Source organism: Thioalkalivibrio sp. ALE11 (assembly GCF_000381205.1).
GTDB lineage: Bacteria > Pseudomonadota > Gammaproteobacteria > Ectothiorhodospirales > Ectothiorhodospiraceae > Thioalkalivibrio.
In genome coordinates, this window is record NZ_KB906164.1 from 85888 (window position 1) to 105798 (window position 19911).

At 65.2% G+C, this 19911-nt stretch carries 19 protein-coding genes and 1 tRNA gene; all 20 read right to left on the reverse strand.

All coding sequences use genetic code 11. The annotated features are described in order from the left end of the window. Window positions 1-11: 11 nt before the first annotated feature. The gene (locus F620_RS0100425; protein WP_018869951.1) at window positions 12-1526 is read right to left on the reverse strand and encodes an NADH-quinone oxidoreductase subunit M; all 1515 of its coding nucleotides are present in this window, start codon (window positions 1524-1526) and stop codon (window positions 12-14) included. Between the two features lie 52 nt (window positions 1527-1578). Beyond that, entirely contained in the window at window positions 1579-3573 is a 1995-nt protein-coding gene (gene nuoL / locus F620_RS0100430; protein ID WP_019569078.1) for an NADH-quinone oxidoreductase subunit L, read from the reverse strand. Window positions 3574-3579: 6 nt separating this feature from the next. Beyond that, complete coding sequence (gene nuoK, locus F620_RS0100435) at window positions 3580-3885, reverse strand: NADH-quinone oxidoreductase subunit NuoK (protein ID WP_018869953.1); 306 nt, start codon at window positions 3883-3885, stop codon at window positions 3580-3582. 73 nt (window positions 3886-3958) lie between these two features. Continuing rightward, the gene (locus F620_RS0100440; protein WP_018869954.1) at window positions 3959-4597 is read right to left on the reverse strand and encodes an NADH-quinone oxidoreductase subunit J; all 639 of its coding nucleotides are present in this window, start codon (window positions 4595-4597) and stop codon (window positions 3959-3961) included. Window positions 4598-4611: 14 nt separating this feature from the next. Beyond that, on the reverse strand, window positions 4612-5100 hold the full coding sequence (gene nuoI, locus F620_RS0100445; protein WP_018869955.1) for an NADH-quinone oxidoreductase subunit NuoI: 489 nt from the start codon (window positions 5098-5100) through the stop codon (window positions 4612-4614). Window positions 5101-5110: 10 nt separating this feature from the next. Continuing rightward, on the reverse strand, window positions 5111-6175 hold the full coding sequence (gene nuoH, locus F620_RS0100450; RefSeq protein WP_019569079.1) for an NADH-quinone oxidoreductase subunit NuoH: 1065 nt from the start codon (window positions 6173-6175) through the stop codon (window positions 5111-5113). A gap of 14 nt (window positions 6176-6189) precedes the next feature. Then, the gene (nuoG, locus tag F620_RS0100455; protein ID WP_019569080.1) at window positions 6190-8595 is read right to left on the reverse strand and encodes an NADH-quinone oxidoreductase subunit NuoG; all 2406 of its coding nucleotides are present in this window, start codon (window positions 8593-8595) and stop codon (window positions 6190-6192) included. 34 nt (window positions 8596-8629) lie between these two features. Next, window positions 8630-9910 carry an NADH-quinone oxidoreductase subunit NuoF gene (gene nuoF / locus F620_RS0100460; protein WP_019569081.1) on the reverse strand — a complete coding sequence of 427 codons (1281 nt, stop codon included), beginning with the start codon at window positions 9908-9910 and terminating at the stop codon, window positions 8630-8632. A gap of 4 nt (window positions 9911-9914) precedes the next feature. Continuing rightward, entirely contained in the window at window positions 9915-10445 is a 531-nt protein-coding gene (nuoE, locus tag F620_RS0100465; RefSeq protein WP_019569082.1) for an NAD(P)H-dependent oxidoreductase subunit E, read from the reverse strand. Beyond that, the gene (locus F620_RS0100470; protein ID WP_019569083.1) at window positions 10445-11698 is read right to left on the reverse strand and encodes an NADH-quinone oxidoreductase subunit D; all 1254 of its coding nucleotides are present in this window, start codon (window positions 11696-11698) and stop codon (window positions 10445-10447) included. Before F620_RS0100470 ends, nuoE begins: the two co-directional genes overlap by 1 nt. After that, a complete protein-coding gene (locus F620_RS0100475) occupies window positions 11691-12416 on the reverse strand; it encodes an NADH-quinone oxidoreductase subunit C (protein ID WP_019021196.1) in 726 nt (241 codons plus the stop codon). Before F620_RS0100475 ends, F620_RS0100470 begins: the two co-directional genes overlap by 8 nt. 17 nt (window positions 12417-12433) lie before the next feature. Beyond that, complete coding sequence (locus F620_RS0100480; protein ID WP_018869962.1) at window positions 12434-12910, reverse strand: NADH-quinone oxidoreductase subunit B family protein; 477 nt, start codon at window positions 12908-12910, stop codon at window positions 12434-12436. Continuing rightward, complete coding sequence (locus F620_RS0100485) at window positions 12901-13257, reverse strand: NADH-quinone oxidoreductase subunit A (protein ID WP_018869963.1); 357 nt, start codon at window positions 13255-13257, stop codon at window positions 12901-12903. Before F620_RS0100485 ends, F620_RS0100480 begins: the two co-directional genes overlap by 10 nt. Before the next feature lie 266 nt (window positions 13258-13523). Further along, window positions 13524-13608 (reverse strand) — tRNA-Leu (locus tag F620_RS0100490). Window positions 13609-13626: 18 nt separating this feature from the next. After that, window positions 13627-14013, reverse strand: a complete 387-nt coding sequence (gene secG, locus F620_RS0100495; RefSeq protein ID WP_019569084.1) for a preprotein translocase subunit SecG — start codon at window positions 14011-14013, stop codon at window positions 13627-13629. Then, complete coding sequence (gene tpiA / locus F620_RS0100500) at window positions 14010-14774, reverse strand: triose-phosphate isomerase (RefSeq protein WP_019569085.1); 765 nt, start codon at window positions 14772-14774, stop codon at window positions 14010-14012. The genes secG and tpiA overlap by 4 nt, the downstream gene beginning before the upstream one ends. Window positions 14775-14894: 120 nt before the next feature. Then, window positions 14895-16235 (reverse strand): phosphoglucosamine mutase, encoded by a 1341-nt coding sequence (gene glmM, locus F620_RS0100505; protein WP_019569086.1) that lies wholly within the window; start codon window positions 16233-16235, stop codon window positions 14895-14897. A gap of 11 nt (window positions 16236-16246) precedes the next feature. Further along, a complete protein-coding gene (gene folP / locus F620_RS0100510) occupies window positions 16247-17134 on the reverse strand; it encodes a dihydropteroate synthase (protein ID WP_051081218.1) in 888 nt (295 codons plus the stop codon). A gap of 117 nt (window positions 17135-17251) precedes the next feature. Further along, window positions 17252-19210: an ATP-dependent zinc metalloprotease FtsH gene (gene ftsH / locus F620_RS0100515; protein ID WP_018869968.1), complete on the reverse strand. Its 1959-nt coding sequence runs from the start codon at window positions 19208-19210 to the stop codon at window positions 17252-17254. Between the two features lie 58 nt (window positions 19211-19268). Beyond that, entirely contained in the window at window positions 19269-19895 is a 627-nt protein-coding gene (gene rlmE, locus F620_RS0100520; RefSeq protein ID WP_018869969.1) for a 23S rRNA (uridine(2552)-2'-O)-methyltransferase RlmE, read from the reverse strand. Window positions 19896-19911: the final 16 nt, after the last annotated feature.

The following is a 19911-nucleotide window of genomic DNA, read 5'->3' on the forward strand; positions in this document are numbered from 1 at the left end:
CAGGCGTCCGTTCAGAGCTTCGAGTGCGCGATATGCGCCACGAGGTTGTCGATGGTCGCGTTCATCACTTCCAGCAGCGGTGCCGGCCACACGCCCAGCAGCAGCGTGAAAAACGCCAGCAGCCCCATCAGGAAGAATTCGCGCCGGTTCATATCGGACAGGCCGGCCACGTTCTCGTTGGCCACGGTGCCAAAGATCACGCGCTTGACCAGCCACAGGGTGTACCCCGCCGCCAGGATCAGCGTGGTCGCGGCGAGGAAGGCAATCCAGAAATCAGCCTTGAAGGCAGCCAGGATCACCATGAATTCACCCACGAAGCCCGAGGTGCCCGGCAGACCGGTATTGGCCATCGCGAACAGCACAAAGAACGCGGCGAACCACGGCATGGTGTTGACGACGCCGCCATAATCCGCGATCTGCCGACTGTGCAGCCGGTCGTAAAGCACGCCCACCGCGAGGAACATCGCCGCAGAGATGAAGCCGTGCGAGATCATCTGCACCATGCCGCCGGCGATACCCAGCGACGCGCCCTGCCAGTCGCCGGTATTCGAGTAGATGTAGAACGCCAGGAAGAAGCCCAGAGTCACGAAGCCCATGTGGGCGATCGACGAGTACGCGATCAGCTTCTTCATGTCGCTCTGGATCAGTGCCACCACCCCGATGTACACCACCGCGATCAGCGACAGCACGATCATCAGCGTGTCCAGCACCGCGGACGCATCCGGCGTGATCGGCAGCGAGAAACGCAGGAAGCCGTAGCCGCCGATCTTCAGCATGATGGCCGCCAGGATCACCGAACCCCCCGTCGGCGCCTCGACGTGCGCATCCGGCAGCCAGGTATGCACCGGGAACATCGGGATCTTGACCGCAAACGCCAGGAAGAACGCGAGGAAGATCAGTATCTGCGCGGTCATCCCGATCTGCAGCGCATGGAAGTCCTGGATCAGGAAGCTGCCGGACTGGATGTACATCCAGATCAGTGCGACCAGCATGAACACCGACCCGAGGAAGGTGTAGAGGAAGAACTTGATCGTCGCGTACACGCGGCGCGGCCCGCCCCAGATCCCGATGACAAGGAACATGGGGATCAGCATCGCCTCGAAGAACACGTAGAACAGCACCGCGTCCATCGCCGCGAACATGCCGATCATCAGTCCTTCCATGACCAGCATCGCGGCGAGGTAGTAGGCGATACGATCCTTCACCGACTCCCATGCGGCGATGACCACGACCACCGTGATCAGCGTGGTCAGGAGGATCAGGGGCATGGAGATGCCGTCGACCCCGAGGTGATAGTTCACGTTGAACGCCGGGATCCAGGAGGCCACCTCCTGGAACTGCATCTCCGCGGTGCCGCGCTCGAACATGAACCACAGCGGCAGGCTTGCCACGAAAGTGGCCACGGCCACGCTGAGGCCCAGGCGCCGGGCCACCACCGGCGCGTCACGCCCGGCGGCAAGCGTCAGGAAGCCACCGAGGATCGGCAGCCAGATCAACAGACTCAGAATGGGCCAGTCAGCAAACATGGTCGTTCCTTGAAACAGCGGTGGGCTTCGCAGCGGTCATCGTCGAAACCCCTCAGATCACGTAGGCGAACATCAGGACCAGCAGCCCGATGATCATCACGAATGCATAGTGATAGAGGAAGCCGGACTGCACATGGCGCACCCGGGCCGACACCCAGCCCACCGAACGCGCGGCGCCGTTGACCAGCCAGCCGTCAATGATCATCGCGTCGCCATAGCGCCACAGCCAGCGCCCGAGGCGCCGCGTACCACCGGCGAAGAACCAGTCGTTGAAGCGGTCAAACCCGTACTTGTCCTCGAGGATGCGCACGCCCGGCCGCAGACGGTCTGCGATCACGGCCGGCAGATCCGGCCGTTTGATGTAGAGGTACCAGGCGGTCGCCAGTCCGGCCATCGCGAACCAGAACGCCGGCGCCACGAGCCCGTGCAGCACGAACCCGAACACCCCGGTATAGCTCTCGCCCTTCTGCGCCAGCACGTCCTTCGCCTCGCTGACGAAGATCGAATTGGCGAAGAAATCGCCAAACAGCATCGGGCCGATGAAGTAGCCGGCCACGACCGACGGGATCGCCAGCAGGATCAGCGGCAGGGTGACCACCCACGGGGTCTCGTGCGGATGCGGCGTGCCATGGTGATGGTGGTCCTCGCCATCCCCGTGATCCGGCATGTAGTGATGCGCCTGGTCGTAGCGTTCCTCCCCGTGGAACACCATGAAGAACATGCGGAAGGTGTACAGCGCGGTCACGAACACACCCAGCAGCACCATCCAGTAGGCAAAGGTCGCCCCCGGGATCTCCGAATACCCGACCGCCTCGATGATCGCGTCCTTGGAGAAGAACCCGGAGAAGAACGGGAACCCGATCAGCGCCAGGGAACCGATGAGCGCGGTCACGTAGGTGATCGGCATATGCCGGCGCAACCCGCCCATCGCGCGCATATCCTGCAGGTGGTGCATCGCGATGATCACCGAGCCGGCGGCCAGGAACAGCAGCGCCTTGAAGAACGCGTGGGTCATCAGATGGAACACGCCGGCGGCGTAGGCCGAGGCCCCCAGGGCCACGGTCATGTATCCGAGCTGCGACAGCGTGGAATACGCGACCACGCGCTTGATGTCGTTCTGCACCAGACCGATCAGACCCATGAAGAACGCGGTGATCGCGCCGATGATCAGGATGAACGACAGGGCCGGCACCGAGAACTCGTACAGCGGCGACATGCGCGCCACCATGAAGATGCCTGCGGTCACCATGGTCGCCGCGTGGATCAGCGCCGAGATCGGCGTCGGGCCTTCCATCGAATCCGGCAGCCACACGTGCAGCGGCACCTGGGCGGATTTACCCATCGCACCGATGAACAGGAAGATCAGCGCCAGATCCAGCAGGCCGAAGGTCCAGCCCGGCCAGATGGTAATGGTCGCCTCGCTCATCGCCTGGCCTTCGGCGAAGACCTCGCTGTAGTTCAGGCTGCCGGTGTAGAACACCAGCGCCGCAATCCCGATCAGGAAACCGAAGTCGCCCACCCGGTTCACGATGAACGCCTTCATGTTCGCGTAGATCGCGGTCGGGCGCTTGTACCAGAAGCCGATCAGGAGGTAGGAGACCAGCCCCACGGCCTCCCAGCCGAAAAACAGCTGCATGAAGTTGTTCGCCATCACCAGCATCAGCATGGAAAAGGTGAAGAGCGAGATATACGCGAAGAAGCGCTGGTAGCCCGGGTCGTCCTGCATGTAGCCGATGGTGTAGATGTGCACCATCAGCGACACGAAGGTCACGACCAGCATCATCATCGCGGTCAGGTTATCGACCAGGAATCCGACCTCGAAACGGATGCCGTCCGAAACCAGCCAGGTGTACACCGACTCGTTGTACACCCCCGCTCCGCCAAATACGTGCTGATAGAACACCACCACGGACAGGAGGAACGAGATGGCCACCCCGGCGATGGTCACGCTGTGCGCGCCCACCCGGCCGATCTGACGCCCGAACAGGCCGGCGACGATCGCGCCCGCCAGTGGCGCCAGGACAATAAGGAGATAGATCGTATCCATGGCCCGTTATCCTTTCATTTCGTCCAGATCCTGGACGTTGATCGTCCCGCGGTTACGGAACAGCAACACCAGGATGGCCAGCCCGATCGCGGCCTCGGCCGCGGCGACGGTGAGGATGAAGAACACGAAGACCTGCCCGGCCAGATCCTGCAGGAAGAACGAGAAGGCAATGAAGTTGATGTTCACCGCCAGCAGCATCAGCTCGATGCACATCAGCAGCACGATCACGTTCTTTCGGTTCAGGAAGATCCCGGCCACGCTGATCGAAAACAGCAGCGCGGCCAGCACCAGGTAGTGCTCTAGCGTAATCATTGTCTGGCCCTGAATTCCTTTGGGGGACGGACAAGCCCGCCCCACGGTGGTTAGGCACCGGCGCGCGCCGGCGTCATTCCTGGTTCGGGTCGTCGTCGCGTTCCGCCCCGCGGCTGTCACGCGCCTTGTCTTCGGACTTCATTGACACCATGCGCACGCGTCCCTCGCGCGAGACCTCGATCTGGCGCGCCGGATCGATCCGCTTGTTGTCCGGCCGCCGCCGCATGGTCAGGGAGATCGCCGCGATGATCGCCACCAGCAGGATCACGGCGGCAATCTCGAACGAGTACACGTATTCGGTGTACAGGATCGCGCCCAATGCCTCGGTGTTCGCATATTCGGGCCCGGCCCGCTCGGGGGCTTCCATGGTGATGTAACGCGTGATCACCAGGACCAGCACGGTGGCCATGGCCGCGGCGACCACCAGGCCCACCGGCAGGTATTCACTGAAACCCTCGCGCAGTTTCGCCATGTTGATGTCGAGCATCATCACCACGAACAGGAACAGCACCATCACCGCTCCCACGTAAACCAGCACCAGCACCAGACCGAGGAACTCGGCCTCCGCCATCAGCCAGAGTGCCGCTGCGGACACGAAACAGACCACCAGAAACAGCGCGGCATGCACCGGGTTGCGCACGCTGATCATCGCCAGCGCCGCGCCCAGCAGGATCGCGCCAAAAACATAGAACAATAAGAGCTCGAAGGTCATCGTTGCGTCCCTGATTACCGGTACGGGGCGTCGATCGCGCGCGCTTCGGCGATCTCCTTCTCGAAGCGATCGCCGATCGCCAGGAGCTTGTCCTTGGTCATGATCTGCTCGCCCCGATTCTCGAAGTGGTATTCGAAGATGTGCGTCTCGACGATGGAATCGACCGGGCAGGCCTCTTCACAGAATCCGCAGAAGATGCACTTGAACAGGTCGATGTCGTAGCGCGAAGTGCGCCGCGTCCCGTCCTCGCGCTCCTCCGAATGGATGGTGATCGCCAGCGCCGGGCACACCGCCTCGCACAGCTTGCAGGCGATGCAGCGTTCTTCCCCGTTGGGGTAGCGGCGCAGCGCGTGCAATCCGCGGAAACGGGGCGACATCGGGGTCTTCTCGTCCGGATACTGCACGGTGAACTTGCGCCGGAACAGGTACCGACCGGTCAGCCGCATGCCGAGCAGCAGCTCGAAGAACAGGAAGCTCTTGAAGAAATGACGCACGGATTTCATGGCGAACTCCTTACGCGAACCACGGGCCGACGTCGAACGCGACGAACGCGCCCAGCACGAACAGCCATACGATGGTGACCGGGATCAGCACCTTCCAGCCCAGGCGCATGATCTGGTCATAGCGATAGCGCGGGAAGGTGGCACGTAGCCACAGGAAGATGAACAGGAACAGTGCAGTCTTGATCAGGAACCAGTGCAGACCGTCACCCAGCAGGGTGCCGATCACCGGCCAGTCAAACATTGCTGCCGGCAGGATGCCCTGGAACGGCGACAGCCAGCCCCCCAGGAACAGGACGGCCGTCAGTGCGGATACCAGGATCATGTTCGCGTATTCGGCAAGGAAGAACACCGCGAAGGCCATGCCGGAGTATTCCACGTGGAAGCCGGCCACAATCTCGGATTCCCCTTCGGCCACGTCGAAAGGCGCACGGTTGGTCTCGGCGACCCCGGAAATGAAGAACACGAAGAACAACGGCAACAACGGCAGCAGGAACCAGTGGTAGATGCTGCCCGACTGGGCCTGGACGATCTCGCCGACGTTCATCGAGCCCGCCGCCATCAACACGCCCACCAGCGCGAAGCCCATCGCGATCTCGTAGGACACCAGCTGGGCGGCCGACCGCAGCGAGCCCATCAGCGCATACTTCGAGTTGGAGGCCCAGCCGGCGATGATGATCCCGTAGGCGCCCAGCGAGGTCAGCGCCAGCAGGTAGAGCAGGCCCGCGTTCACGTCGGCCAGCGCCCCGCCCTCGAAGAACGGAATCACGGCCCAGGCCGCCAGCGCCGGGGCGATGGTCAGCACCGGGGCGCTGAGAAACAGGAAGCGATTGGCATTCGACGGGACGATCACCTCCTTCAGCAGGAGCTTGAGCCCGTCCGCGATCGGCTGCAGCCAGCCGCGCGGCCCCACGCGATTCGGCCCGACGCGCACCTGGATATAGCCGATGATCTTGCGCTCGGCAAAGGTCAGATAGGCGACCCCCAGCATCAACGGGATGATGATCAGCTGGATGGCGATCAGGATCTGCATCACCGTCGGCAGCGAATGGAACAGGTTGAGAATCCAGTCGAACATGGTTCAGTCCCTTGTCAGGCGCGTGCGAGCATCACCGGCTCGCCCGGGGCACCAAGCGGGGCGGCGGCACCACCGGTGAGGGTGATGGCCAGGCCCGGCGGTACGGAATCGTCAAGCACAAGCGTCAGTTCGGCCTCGGCCCGGCCCTGCTGCACGCGGACGCGACTGCCGTCGGGGATCCCGCCGGCCGAGTCGGGGTGAACCTGCACCGCGTTCGCGAGCTGACCTTCGGGGCTGCGCTGCAGCGGTTCGGCGCGACGCACGAGCGCATCGCCGGCGTACAGCGAACGCGAGGCCATGCGCCGCAAGCCCCGTTTGCCCGGGTCAGCGATTTCCGGCTCCTCGACGTGCACCCGGTTCAGGTTGACCGTGTTGTCGAAGCTGACATCCGCGAGCAGGCCCTTCAGCTCGTCGCGCACCGCGGGCGAATCGAGGTAATCGAAGCCCTTCTGCCCGAACAGGTTGCCCAGGACGCGCCAGACCTTCCAGCCGGGACGGGCCTCGCCCGGGGCGCGGCTCGCCGCGCGGAAGCTCTGCCAGCGTCCTTCCGCATTCACGAAGGTCCCGGAAGATTCGAAGCTGGTCGCGACCGGCAGCAGAACATCGGCCGATGCCTGCAATTCGGGGTCGGCAAACGCGGTCAGTGCGACCACGAAACCCGCGTCGCGCAGTGCCTGCTGGAAAGCGACCGGATCATGCCCGTCACGGCCGGGTTCGAGCCCGGCAACGACGAACGCGTCGCGGCCTTCGGTCAGCATCTGCGGCGCCGGGCATCCGCCGACCTCCGGCTCCTGACCGGCCACGCCGCGATGCGGCAGCACCCCGGCCAGCCAGGCACCGGCAGCATTCGCGCCCTCGGACATGTACCCGAGACGGGCGCCGGTATGGCGGGCGATCCAGCCGGCCAGGGCCCGCAGGGTCGCAAACGCCGGGCTGGCCATCGCGTCGGCACCCAGCAGCACGTGGCCCTGTTCGCCGTCCAGCAGCGAGCGCGCCGCCCGCTCGAACGCTTCGCGGGTGTCCGGATCGTCGCTCTCGGCGGCCTTCACAATCTTCTCGAGGCGCGGGGGCAGGCCCTCGCCGGCGGCCGCGATGCGGCCGGCGATCCCGGCCAGGGCCATGACCTGGTCGTGTTCGTTGCCGACCAGCTGGGCCGCCACCCGGTAGGTCAGGTCCAGCAGCTGGTTATGCACCAGCGTGACCCGGGCATCGTTGTTGAGCGCCGCCTTGCGCAGGCGATGCGCCAGCAGCGGCTGCTCGCGCCGCGGATTGGTGCCGACCAGCAGGATCGCATCAGCACGGTCCAGATCGGCGATCGGGCTGCCCAGCCAGGGGAACAGGGGCGCGGCGTCATCGTCGCGGAAATCCTGCTGGCTCATGCGGTGGTCGATGTCACGCACGCCCAGCCCGCGCAGCAGTTTCTGGCCGAGGTAGTGTTCCTCCAGCGACAGCGACGGGGAAAACAGCCCGCCGATCCGCTCCGGGGCCACCTTGCGCAGGCCTTCAACCGCATGCTGCAGGGCGGTCTCCCAGTCCACGTCCTGCCACTGCCCGTCGCGCTTGATGCGCGGAGTGGTCACGCGGTCCTCGGCATACAGCCCCGCGTAGGAGAAACGATCCCGGTCCGAGATCCAGGTCTCGTTGACCGCTTCGTTGTCGCGCGGGACCACCCGCATCACGCGCCCGTCATAGGTATGGGCGGCAATGTTGGAACCCACCGCGTCGTGCGGGGCGATACTGGGGGCCTGGGCGTATTCCCAGGCGCGTGCGCCGTAGCGCGACGGCTTGGCGGTGAGCGCGCCCACCGGACACAGATCGATCACGTTCCCGGAGAGCTCGTGCGCGACGGTCTTCTCGACATAGGTACCGATCCGCATGTCTTCGCCGCGCCCCGTCGCCCCCAGTTCGCGTACGCCCGCGATCTCCTCGCCAAAGCGCACGCAGCGGGTGCAGTGAATGCAGCGGGTCATCTCGGTCTCGATCAGCGGACCGATATCCTTGTCGTGCACGACCCGCTTGGCTTCGGTGTATTGCGAAACGGACTCGCCATACCCCATGGCCACGTCCTGCAGTTCACACTCGCCGCCCTGGTCACAGATCGGGCAATCCAGCGGGTGATTGATCAGCAGGAATTCCATCGTTCCCTTCTGCGCGGAAATCGCGAGGGGCGACTGCGTGTACACCTTCATGCCGTCCATCACCGGCGTGGCACAGGCCGGCAGCGGCTTGGGCGCTCGCTCGACCTCCACCAGGCACATCCGGCAATTGGCGGCCACGGACAGTTTCTTGTGATAGCAGAAGCGCGGAATCCTGATATCGGCCTCGTCCGCAACCTCGATGAGCATGGTGCCCTTGGGCGCCTGCAAGGTCTGCCCGTCGATCTCGACGGTGACCAGATCCTGTGGCTGATCCTGACTCATGTTCGATTCCTGCTGCGTGTGCGCGACGGGGCGATCAGGCGGCGCTGGCCACCGGGCTCCGGCCGTGCTGGATGTAGTGTTCGAATTCGTGACGGAAATGCTTCACGAAACTGCGCACCGGCATCGCGGCGGCATCCCCGAGGGCGCAGATGGTGTGCCCTTCGATCTTGCTCGCGACGTCGTCCAGGCGTTCCAGGTCCTCGGGACGACCCTTCCCTTCGACGATGCGGGTCAGCATGCGGTACAGCCAGCCGGTACCCTCACGGCACGGCGTGCACTGACCGCAGGATTCGGAATAATAGAAGCGCGAGATCGTCTGCAGCGCCTTCACCATGTCGGTGGTCTCGTCCATCACGATCACCGCGCCGGAGCCGAGCATGGATCCGGCCTGCGTGATGGAATCGTAGTCCATGTTGGTCTGCAGCATCGTGTCGCCAGGCACCACCGGCACGGACGATCCGCCCGGGATCACCGCCTTGAGCTCGCGTCCATCGAGCACGCCACCGGCCATCTGCAGCAACTCGCGAAACGGCATGCCCAGGGGCACTTCGAAGTTGCCGGGTTTGTTGACGTGTCCGGAAACCGAAAACAGTTTCTCGCCCCCCGACTTGGGCACGCCCAGGTCGGCGAACCACTGGCCGCCGTTGCGGATGATCGACGGAATGGAAGCCAGCGACTCGGTGTTGTTGACTGTCGTCGGCTTCCCGTAGACGCCGAAGTTCGCCGGGAATGGCGGTTTGAAGCGCGGCTGCCCCTTCTTGCCCTCGAGCGACTCCAGCAGCGCGGTTTCCTCGCCGCAGATATAGGCGCCCGCGCCCAGCGTCGGATACAGATCGAAGTCCACGCCAGAGCCAAGGATATCCTTCCCGAGGTAGCCGGCCTCGTAAGCCTCCTTCAGGGCGGCCTCGAAGCGCGTGTTGACCTCGTCCATGAACTCGCCGCGCATGTAGTTGTATCCCACGGTTGCGCCGATCGCGTAACCCGCGATCGCCATGCCCTCGATCAGCGCATGGGGGTTGTACATCAGGATCTCGCGATCCTTGCAGGTACCGGGCTCCGATTCGTCCGAGTTGCAGACGATGTATTTTTGGCCCGGGGAATTGCGCGGCATGAACGACCATTTCATCCCGGTCGGGAACCCCGCGCCACCGCGCCCGCGGAGGTTGGAGGTCTTGACCTCCTCGATCACGTCTTCCGCGGCCATCTTGCCGCCGAACACCTTTTCCAGCGCCTGGTAACCGCCGACGCTGCGATAGGTCTCGAGCGACGACGGGTTGTCCAGGTAGCGGGTCGCAAAACAGATCTGGTTGGCCATCGCTTCAGGACTCCAGGCCGTCGAGAATCTCGTCCACGCGCTCCGGCGTCAGATTCTCGTAATAGACGTGGTTCACCTGCATCATCGGCGCCCCGCAACACGCGGCGAGGCATTCTTCTTCCTTCTTCAGGTAGAACTTCCCGTCGGGCGTGGTTTCGCCCAGGGTGATACCGAGCCGGTTCTCCAGATGTTCGATAATCCCGGCCGAGCCGCGCAGACTGCAGGAGATGTTGTTGCACACCGCAATGGTGTGCTTGCCCACCGGCTCGAGTTCGAACATCGAATAGAACGAACCCACCTCGTAGACGGCGATGGCCGGCAGCCCGAGGTAGTCGGCAACCGCGTCCATCTTGGCGGTGGAGACATAGCCGTCCTCGTGCTGGACCACCCGCAGTGCGGCGAGTACCGCCGAGCGCTTCTGGTCCTCGGGATAGCGGGCCAGCCAGTGATCGATCTCTTCGCGCTCGTGGTCGCTCAGGTCGACCTTGTGCGCGGCCGGCTTGTGAAAGGCAACGGGTTTGGGTTCGGCAGCCATCAGCGATCAATCTCCCCGAAGACAATATCCTGGGTTCCGATAATGGCCACGACGTCGGCCAGCATGTGGCCGCGCGCCATCTCGTCCAGGGCGGAAAGGTGGACAAAGCCCGGCGGGCGCACCTTGAGGCGATACGGTTTGTTGGCGCCATCCGACACCAGATAGCAGCCGAATTCGCCCTTGGGATGCTCGATGCCGGCGTAGGCTTCGCCCTCCGGCAGGCACATCCCTTCGGTAAACAGCTTGAAGTGATGGATCAGCGATTCCATGTCCGCCTTCATCTCTTCGCGCTTGGGCGGCGTGATCTTGTGATCCTCCAGCAGCACCGGACCGGGACTCCTGCGCAACCAGTCGATGCACTGCCGAATGATGCGGTTGGACTGGCGCATTTCTTCCATGCGTACCAGGTAACGGTCATAGCAGTCGCCGTTGACGCCGATCGGGATGTCGAAATCCAGCTGGTCATAGACCTCGTAGGGCTGCTTCTTGCGCAGATCCCATTCCACCCCGGATCCGCGCAGCATCGGCCCGGTGAATCCGAGCTGCTTCGCCCGGTCGGCATCCACCACGCCGATACCGACCGTACGCTGTTTCCAGATACGGTTGTCGGTCAGCAGGGTCTCGTATTCGTCCACGCACCCGGGGAACCGTTCGGTGAACGACTCGATGAAGTCCAGCAGCGAGCCCTGCCGATTGGCATTCAGCTCGTCGACCGTTTCCTGCGACTTCCAGGCCGAGGGCTGGTATTTCGGCATGGTGCCGGGCAGGTCGCGGGCAACCCCGCCGGGCCGATAGTAAGTGGCGTGCATGCGCGCGCCGGAGACCGCCTCGTAGCAGTCCATCAGGTCCTCGCGCTCGCGGAACGCGTACAGGAACACCGTCATCGCGCCAATGTCCAGGGCGTGCGCGCCCAGCCACATCAGGTGATTCAGGATTCGGGTGATCTCGTCGAACATCACCCGGATGTACTGCGCCCGCAGCGGCGCCTCGATCCCGAGCAGACGCTCCATGGCGAGCACGTAACCGTGCTCGTTGCACATCATGGACACGTAGTCCAGACGATCCATGTAGCCGATCGACTGGTTGTACGGCTTGCTCTCGGCGAGCTTCTCGGTCCCCCGATGCAGCAGACCGATATGCGGATCGGCGCGCTGCACCACCTCGCCGTCCATCTCCAGCACCAGCCGCAGCACCCCGTGCGCGGACGGATGCTGGGGGCCGAAGTTCAGGGTGAAATTGCGAATCTCAGGCATGATCGGCTCCTTCCGCCGGCGCGTCGCCATCGGTGTAGCGATGGTCGTCGCGGATCACCTTCGGCACCAGCACGCGCGGCTCGATAGTCACCGGCTGGTACACCACGCGAGCCTGCTCGGTGTCGTAGCGCATCTCTACGTGCCCGATCAGAGGGAAGTCCTTGCGGAACGGATGGCCGACAAAACCGTAGTCGGTCAGGATACGACGCAGGTCCGGATGCCCCGAGAACAGGATCCCGAACAGATCGAAGGCCTCGCGCTCGAACCAGTTGGCCGACGCCCAGACATCCACCAGCGACTCCAGCTCCGGGAATTCGTCATCCGGCAGCCAGGCACGCATGCGCAGGCGACGATTGTTCTGCACCGACAGCAGATGGACCACCACGGCGAAACGCGGCCCGTCCCAGCGCGACTCACCGGGCGCATCATCGAACGTGAACCGGCCGGAGGTGGCGGGCTGGACGCCACGACTGAAGCCCTCACTGGAGGCATCATCGGTAGCCCATTCGGTCTGGCCGTACTCGAGATAGTCCACGCCGCACAGGTCGATCAGGATGTCGAATCCGAAATCCTCGTCGTCGCGCAGGGTCTCGGCGATCTCGCGCCAGGCGTCCACCGGTACTTCAATGGTTGCCTCGCCGTTGACCACCCGCACTCCGTCCAGGCGTTCGCCCAGCTTCGCGCGCAGTACGTCAATCCAGGTCTGTTGTTCAGCCATCTGCCACCCCGGGTCGCTCAGCGCGCGATCGTGTTCGTGCGCCGGATCTTGTTCTGAAGCTGAATGATGCCGTAAAGCAGTGCCTCGGCCGTCGGCGGACAGCCGGGCACGTAGATATCCACCGGCACGATGCGGTCGCAACCCCGAACCACGGCATACGAATAGTGGTAGTAGCCACCGCCGTTGGCACAGGAGCCCATGGAGATCACCCAGCGCGGTTCGGACATCTGGTCGTACACCTTGCGCAGCGCCGGTGCCATCTTGTTGACCAGCGTCCCCGCCACGATCATCACGTCGGACTGGCGCGGACTCGGGCGGAACACCACCCCGAACCGGTCCATGTCGTAGCGCGCGGCACCCGTGTGCATCATCTCCACCGCACAGCAGGCCAGACCGAAGGTCATCGGCCACAGGGAGCCGGTGCGGGCCCAGTTGATGAGCTTGTCAGCCGAGGTGGTGACGTAGCCCTTTTCCAGAACGCCTTCTATTCCCATTCCAGCGCCCCCTTCTTCCATTCGTAGACAAAGCCGACTACCAGAATCAGCAGAAACAGCGCCATCGCAAGAAGCCCGAACAGGCCTACGGCATCGAGGGAGACGGCCCAGGGAAACAGAAAGGCGATCTCGAGATCGAAGATGATGAAAAGGATGGCGACCAGATAGAACCGAACGTCGAACTTGAGGCGCGAATCCTCGAACGCCTCGAAGCCGCATTCATACGGCGAATCCTTGGCGGCATCCGCCTTGCGGGGCCCCACGGCCATGCCGATCACCAGCGGCACGATGCCGATCACGATGCCTACTGCAATGAACAGCAGGATGGGCAGATATCCTTCCAGCATGTCTCTCTCCCGTACGCCGCCTCGGGCGGGCAGGTCCACGGGTCGGCCGAACAGGAGGGCCGGACCATGGGCGGTTCAGCGTTGCTGGGTGAATGCGCCGGGGCCGCGGCCCTCGGGCGATCGGGCCGGTGCGCTCACCGGTGAGGCAGTCTAGGTGAAGCCGGAAAACGGTGTCAAGCTCACATAGAAAGCCAAGTTGCTGTTTATAAAGGCTTTACAATAAAAAGGTTCCGCCCGGACCCCCGGACGGAACCTTTCCTGAAAAATGGTGCAGATGGTGGGACTCGAACCCACACGGCTTGCGCCACTACCCCCTCAAGATAGCGTGTCTACCAATTCCACCACATCTGCGTATTCCTGACTGAAGCCCTATTGTGGCACGTCCTGTGGCCGCGAGGGCGGATCGGCCGGCTCGTCGGCAGGGGGATCATCCGGCGCCATGCCCGGGACATCCCCGATCGGGATATCGTCCTCGACCGCCTCTTCGGGCGTCGGTTCATCCATCAGGCTGCGCGCCTCGGGTTCCGACGCGGCGATATAGGCCAGCGTCAGCCCGTTGATGAAAAACACCGCGGCCAGAAAGGCCGTGGCGCGGCTCAGGAAGTTGGCCGACCCCTGGGCACCGAACACGGTGGCCGAGGCCCCGCTGCCAAATGCAGCCCCGGCATCGGCGCCCTTGCCGTGCTGCATCAGCACCAGCGCGATGATGGAGATCGACACCACCACCTGAACGACCAGGAGGATCCCGTAGATCATTCGCCCACCCCGGTCGCGGCCCGTGCAATCCCGGCGAAATTCGCGGCATCCAGCGAGGCCCCGCCCACCAGGCCGCCATCGATGTCATCGTGCGCCAGCAGCCCGGCGGCGTTGTCGGCCTTCATCGACCCGCCATACAGGATGCGCAGGTCGGCAGCCACGCGCGGATCGCGGCCGGCGACCCGGTTACGGATGAACGCATGCATCTCGGCTGCCTGCTCCGGGGTGGCCGTCAGGCCGGTGCCGATCGCCCAGACCGGCTCGTAGGCGATCACGGCGCGGTCCAGCGATTCGACCCCGGCGGCGTCCAGCACGGCATCGAGCTGCTCGCCCACCACCGCTTCGGTGCGGCCGGCTTCGCGCTCTTCCTTCTGCTCGCCCACGCACAGGATCGGGGTCACGCCGGCGGCCAGGGCCGCCTGATACTTGGCCGCGACCCAGGCGCTGTCCTCGGCCTGGCGCTCGCGGCGCTCGGAGTGCCCGACGATCACGTAACGGCAGCCCACATCCTTGAGCATGGCCGCGGCGACCTCGCCGGTGTAAGCGCCGGAGGCCTGATCGGAGCAGTCCTGCCCCCCGACCTCAATGAGGCTGTCGGCCAGGGCCTCGACCACTTCGGGCAGGTAGACCGCAGGCGGGCACACGGCCAGCTCGACGCCGGTCAGTCCGTCCAGCTCCGAACGGAGCGCGGACAGCAGCTCGCGATTGGCGTCGCGGGAGCCGTTCATTTTCCAGTTTCCGGCGACCAGCGGCTTGCGCATGCGGTGGTTCCTCCTGCGGTGACCCGGGTTCCATGATTGAGCGGCGGGATGTTACCGGCGCGTTCCCGGCAAATCAACCGACCACCCGGGCGCCGCGTGATGCGCACCGGGTGGCGTGCGTCAGGCGACCGCGCGGATGGCGTCCGCAATCCGTTCCGCGGCGGCCTGCGTGGCGCCCGCGTCTTCCGCCTCGACCATCACGCGGATCAGGGGTTCCGTGCCCGACGGTCGCAGCAGCACACGCCCGCGGCGGCCCAGCTCCGATTCCACTTCGGCCACGGCAGCGCGTACCGGCGGCGCTTCCAGACGCTCGCCTGCCCCCGCATCCAGACGCACGTTGACGAGTGCTTGCGGGAACTGCGGGATCGCCGCGGCCAGGTCCGCCAGGGAGCGCCCGGTCCGATGCATCAAATGGGCGATCTGCAGACCGGCTACGGTACCGTCGCCGGTGGTCGTGTGGTCCAGACAGACGATGTGTCCGGATCCCTCCCCGCCCAGCAGCCAATGGTGGCGACGCAGCTCCTCGAGGACATAACGGTCCCCGACCCGCGCGCGCACGAACGGGATGCCGGCTTCGGCCAGCGCGTTTTCCAGACCGAGGTTGGTCATCTGGGTGCCGACGACACCCCCGCCCAGCGTGCCCTGGCGCAGGCGTTCCAGGGCGAGGATCCCGAGGATGCGGTCCCCGTCCACGATCTGCCCCGCAGCGTCGACCAGGATCACGCGGTCGCCGTCACCATCCAGGGCAATGCCCAGGTCGGCGCCCGCAGCCCGCACGCGTTCGGCCAGACGCTCGGGGTGCAGCGCCCCTACGCCCTCATTGATGTTGTAGCCATCGGGCGCGGCGCCGGTGAGTTCGACCTCCGCCCCGAGCTCCTCGAACACATGCGGCGCGACGTTGTAGGTCGCCCCGTGGGCGCAGTCGAGCACGATGCGCATGCCGCGCAGTTCGGACCGCGCGGGGATCGCGCTCTTGCAGAATTCGACGTAGCGCCCGGCCGCGTCGGAGATGCGTACGGCCTTGCCCAGACGCCGCCCGTCGATGGCCTGCGCGGGTTCGTCGAGGCGCGCCTCGATCGCAGCCTCCACCGCGTCGGGCAGCTTGTCGCCCTCCGGGGTGAAAAACTTGAACCCGTTGTCATTGAACGGGTTGTGCGAGGCGCTGATCACCACCCCCGCAGTCGCACGGAAGGTCCGGGTCAGATAGGCGATGGCCGGCGTGGGCATCGGGCCCAGCAGGGCCACGTCGAGCCCGGCCGCCGACAGACCCGCCTCCAGCGCCGATTCGAACATGTAGCCGGAGACCCGGGTATCCTTGCCGACCAGCACCGGCCCCTGGGCATGTCCGTTCTCGCCCAGGATCTCCCCCACGGCGTAGCCCAGGCGCAGGGCAAACTCCGGCGTCATCGGCCATTCGCCGGTTCGCCCGCGGATGCCGTCGGTCCCGAAATAACGTCCCATGCGGTTCCTCCCTAAGACATGACCCCGCCAGTACCGCGGGGATCCAGCGCGGAGTATATCGCGAGGGCGTCCGCCGTGGCCGCGACGTCGTGCACACGCAGGATGCGCGCCCCCTGCTGCGCGGCGAGCAGCGCCGCGGCCACGCTCCCGCTGCCACGCTCCGTCACCGGCCGCTGTCCCAGCAGGGCCCCGATCATCGACTTGCGCGAGACCCCGACCAGCACCGGCCGACCATCACCGACCAGGTCCGGGAGATGGCGGAACAGCTCGAGATTGTGTTCCAGCGTCTTGCCGAAACCGAAGCCCGGATCCACCACCAGGCGGTCCGGCGGTACCCCCGCGTCCTGCAGTGCACTGCAGCGTGCGTCGAGGAACGCCCGCACCTCGGCGGTGACGTCCTCGTAGTGCGGTGCATGCTGCATCGACTGCGGCTCACCCTGCATGTGCATCACGCACAGGGCCACGCCGCGCTCCCGGGCGGCCACCACCGCCTCCTGCTCGGCGCCCGGACGGCGGAAGGCATTCACGTCGTTGAGCATGGCCGCACCCGCGGCCACCGCGTCGCGCATGATCTCCGGCTTCATGGTATCGACCGAGACCGGCAGGGAAACCTCCGCCCCCAGCGCCTCCAGCACTGGCAGCACGCGGCGCCGTTCTTCCGCCAGCGAAACCGGTTCGGCCCCCGGGCGGGTGGATTCCCCGCCAACGTCGATCAGATCCGCGCCCTCGTCCTGCATCTGCCGAGCACGGGCGACCGCCCGATCCACGCGGTCATGGGCGCCACCGTCCGAGAAGGAATCCGGCGTCACGTTGAGGATGCCCATCACCCGCGGGCGATCGAGAGGCAGCGGACCGGCCGGTCCCTGCAGCAGCACGGGGCTTGCATTTGTAGCGGTCATCAGTCGTCCCTGGAATGGCGGAAGACACCAACAGAAAGGCCGCCGCGACGGGGTCACGGCGGCCAGGGTGCTCAACGGTCATGCCCGCCGCCACGCGACGACGGGCCCTCGGGCGGGTCAGGACTGAGGTGCCGGCCCTCCGACCACGCCGCGGTCGCTGTCCCGCGAGTCGTCGGCGCCTTCCTCACCCTCGCCGTCACCCGCCGGGCTGCCGGCATCGCCCCCGCCGGAGGAGCCGTCGTTCCAGTCGGCGGGTTCACGCGGCTCGCGACCGGCCATGATGTCCTCGATCTGCTTGTCGTCGATGGTCTCGTACTTCATCAGTGCGCCGGCCATCGCATGCAGCTTGTCGAGATTGTCGAGCAGGATCTGGCGCGCATGATCGTAATGGGTATCGATGATCTTGCGCACCTCCTCGTCGATCGCATTGGCGGTTTCGTCGGACATCTGCTTGGGCTTGCCCATCTGCGGGCCGAGGAACGACTGCTGCTCGTCCTCGCCGTAGTCCAGCGGCCCCAGCTTCTCCGACAGCCCCCACTTGGTCACCATGTTGCGGGCGATCTGCGAGGCCTTCTCGATGTCGTTGGATGCCCCCGTGGTGACCGATTTCTCGCCGAAGATGATCACCTCGGCCAGGCGTCCGCCGAACAGGCTGGCGATCTGGCTCTCCAGCTTGGTCCGCGAATGGCTGTAGCGGTCCTCCTCCGGCAGGAACATGGTCACGCCCAGCGCGCGGCCGCGCGGGATGATGCTGACCTTGTACACCGGGTCGTGCTCGGGGACGGTCAGGCCCACGATCGCGTGCCCGGCCTCGTGATAGGCGGTCAGCTTCTTCTCGTCCTCGGACATCACCATGGAGCGGCGTTCGGCGCCCATCATGATCTTGTCCTTGGCGCGCTCGAAGTCGCTCATGTCCACCAGGCGCTTGCCGGCGCGGGCAGCGAACAGCGCCGCCTCGTTGACCAGGTTGGCCAGGTCCGCACCGGAGAAGCCCGGCGTGCCGCGCGCGATCTTGTGCGGGTTCACGTCTTCCGCGATCGGCGTCTTCTTCATGTGCACGTTGAGGATCTGCTCGCGACCGCGCACGTCCGGCGGCGGCACCACCACCTGACGGTCGAAGCGCCCCGGACGCAGCAGCGCCTGGTCCAGCACGTCCGGACGGTTGGTCGCGGCGATCACGATCACGCCCTCGGTGCCCTCGAAGCCGTCCATCTCGACCAGCAGCTGGTTGAGAGTCTGCTCGCGCTCGTCGTGGCCGCCGCCGCCCATGCCGCCGCCGCGCTGACGGCCCACGGCGTCCAGCTCGTCGATAAAGATGATGCACGGGGCGTTCTTCTTGGCCTCGGCGAACATGTCGCGCACGCGCGAGGCGCCCACACCCACGAACATCTCGACGAAGTCGGAGCCGGAGATGCTGTAGAACGGCACCTTGGCCTCGCCGGCGATGGCCTTCGCCAGCAGGGTCTTCCCGGTACCCGGAGAGCCCACCATCAGCACGCCGCGCGGGATCTGCCCGCCGAGCTTCTGGAACTTGCCCGGGTCCTTGAGGAAATCGACCAGCTCCACGACCTCGTCCTTGGCCTCGTCACAGCCGGCCACGTCGGAGAAGGTCACCTTCACCTGGTCCTCGGACATCAGCTTGGCCTTGGACTTGCCGAACGACATCGCGCCCTTGCCGCCGGCACCGCCGCCCTGCATCTGCCGCATGAAGTAGATCCACACGGCGATCAGCAGCAGGATCGGGAACCAGCTGATGAGGATGCTCATCAACAGGCCGCGCTCGGCCTCCTCCTCGGCGTTGATCTCCACGTTATGGTTGAGGAGATCGCCGATCAGCCCCGAATCGTTCGGGTTGACGGTGGAGAAGCGCTCCCCGTCGGCCATCTGCCCGGTGATCTTGTCACCTTCGATGGTGACGCTGTCCACGCGACCGCTCTGCACCTGCTGGATGAACTCCGAGTAGGTGATGCTGCGCGTCGCCTGCTGCTCGGGATCGGGCGCGAAATTGTTGAAGATGGACATCAGGACGACGGCAATCACCGCCCAGATGATCAGATTCTTTACCAGGCCATTCAAAACGACACCTCAAAAGCTGTGCTGGGCCGAACGCGTATCCGTGAATACTAATGGATCGTTACACATCCCGTGGGTTCCGCGCCAATACGTACACTTCGCGTGAGCGGGGCCGCGACGCCTTGGGCTTGCGCACCTTCACCTGTGCGAAACACCGGCGCAGCTCCGCAAGGTAGGCATCCGAGCCTTCCCCCTGGAACAGCTTGACCAGAAACGCGCCATTCGGTTTCAGCACGCGCAGCGCCAGATCCAGCGCCAGCTCGCACAGATGGATCGAACGCGGCTGGTCCACGGCGTCCGTACCGGTAAGATTGGGGGCCATGTCGGAAAGCACAAGATCCGCACCCTCGCCGCCCAGGGTCTCGAGGATGCGGTCCAGCACTTCGTCCTCGCGGAAATCCCCGGTCACGACCTCCGCACCGGGGACCGGGTCCATCGGCAGGATGTCGGAGGCGACCAGCACGCCCTTGCGCCCGATGCGACCGGCCGCGTACTGGGTCCAGCCCCCGGGAGCCGCCCCCAGATCCACCACGCGCATCCCGGGCCGCAGGAGACGGTCGCGCTGGTCCAGCTCTTCCAGCTTGAAGACCGCGCGCCCGCGATACCCCTCCTGCTGCGCGCGCTGCACGTACGGGTCATCGAAATGCTCCTTCAGCCAGCGCTGACTGGAGCGACTGCGCTTAGGCATCACCCGTCCCCCGGTT

What these genes read in the sequence shown, in the direction of transcription:
- F620_RS0100425 (WP_018869951.1), bottom strand. Translation starts at nt 1,526, where the DNA reads ATGTTTGCTGACTGGCCCATTCTGAGTCTGTTGATCTGGCTGCCGATC.
- nuoL (WP_019569078.1), bottom strand. Translation starts at nt 3,573, where the DNA reads ATGGATACGATCTATCTCCTTATTGTCCTGGCGCCACTGGCGGGCGCG.
- nuoK (WP_018869953.1), bottom strand. Translation starts at nt 3,885, where the DNA reads ATGATTACGCTAGAGCACTACCTGGTGCTGGCCGCGCTGCTGTTTTCG.
- F620_RS0100440 (WP_018869954.1), bottom strand. Translation starts at nt 4,597, where the DNA reads ATGACCTTCGAGCTCTTATTGTTCTATGTTTTTGGCGCGATCCTGCTG.
- nuoI (WP_018869955.1), bottom strand. Translation starts at nt 5,100, where the DNA reads ATGAAATCCGTGCGTCATTTCTTCAAGAGCTTCCTGTTCTTCGAGCTG.
- nuoH (WP_019569079.1), bottom strand. Translation starts at nt 6,175, where the DNA reads ATGTTCGACTGGATTCTCAACCTGTTCCATTCGCTGCCGACGGTGATG.
- nuoG (WP_019569080.1), bottom strand. Translation starts at nt 8,595, where the DNA reads ATGAGTCAGGATCAGCCACAGGATCTGGTCACCGTCGAGATCGACGGG.
- nuoF (WP_019569081.1), bottom strand. Translation starts at nt 9,910, where the DNA reads ATGGCCAACCAGATCTGTTTTGCGACCCGCTACCTGGACAACCCGTCG.
- nuoE (WP_019569082.1), bottom strand. Translation starts at nt 10,445, where the DNA reads ATGGCTGCCGAACCCAAACCCGTTGCCTTTCACAAGCCGGCCGCGCAC.
- F620_RS0100470 (WP_019569083.1), bottom strand. Translation starts at nt 11,698, where the DNA reads ATGCCTGAGATTCGCAATTTCACCCTGAACTTCGGCCCCCAGCATCCG.
- F620_RS0100475 (WP_019021196.1), bottom strand. Translation starts at nt 12,416, where the DNA reads ATGGCTGAACAACAGACCTGGATTGACGTACTGCGCGCGAAGCTGGGC.
- F620_RS0100480 (WP_018869962.1), bottom strand. Translation starts at nt 12,910, where the DNA reads ATGGGAATAGAAGGCGTTCTGGAAAAGGGCTACGTCACCACCTCGGCT.
- F620_RS0100485 (WP_018869963.1), bottom strand. Translation starts at nt 13,257, where the DNA reads ATGCTGGAAGGATATCTGCCCATCCTGCTGTTCATTGCAGTAGGCATC.
- secG (WP_019569084.1), bottom strand. Translation starts at nt 14,013, where the DNA reads ATGATCTACGGGATCCTCCTGGTCGTTCAGGTGGTGGTGTCGATCTCC.
- tpiA (WP_019569085.1), bottom strand. Translation starts at nt 14,774, where the DNA reads ATGCGCAAGCCGCTGGTCGCCGGAAACTGGAAAATGAACGGCTCCCGC.
- glmM (WP_019569086.1), bottom strand. Translation starts at nt 16,235, where the DNA reads ATGGGACGTTATTTCGGGACCGACGGCATCCGCGGGCGAACCGGCGAA.
- folP (WP_051081218.1), bottom strand. Translation starts at nt 17,134, where the DNA reads ATGACCGCTACAAATGCAAGCCCCGTGCTGCTGCAGGGACCGGCCGGT.
- rlmE (WP_018869969.1), bottom strand. Translation starts at nt 19,895, where the DNA reads ATGCCTAAGCGCAGTCGCTCCAGTCAGCGCTGGCTGAAGGAGCATTTC.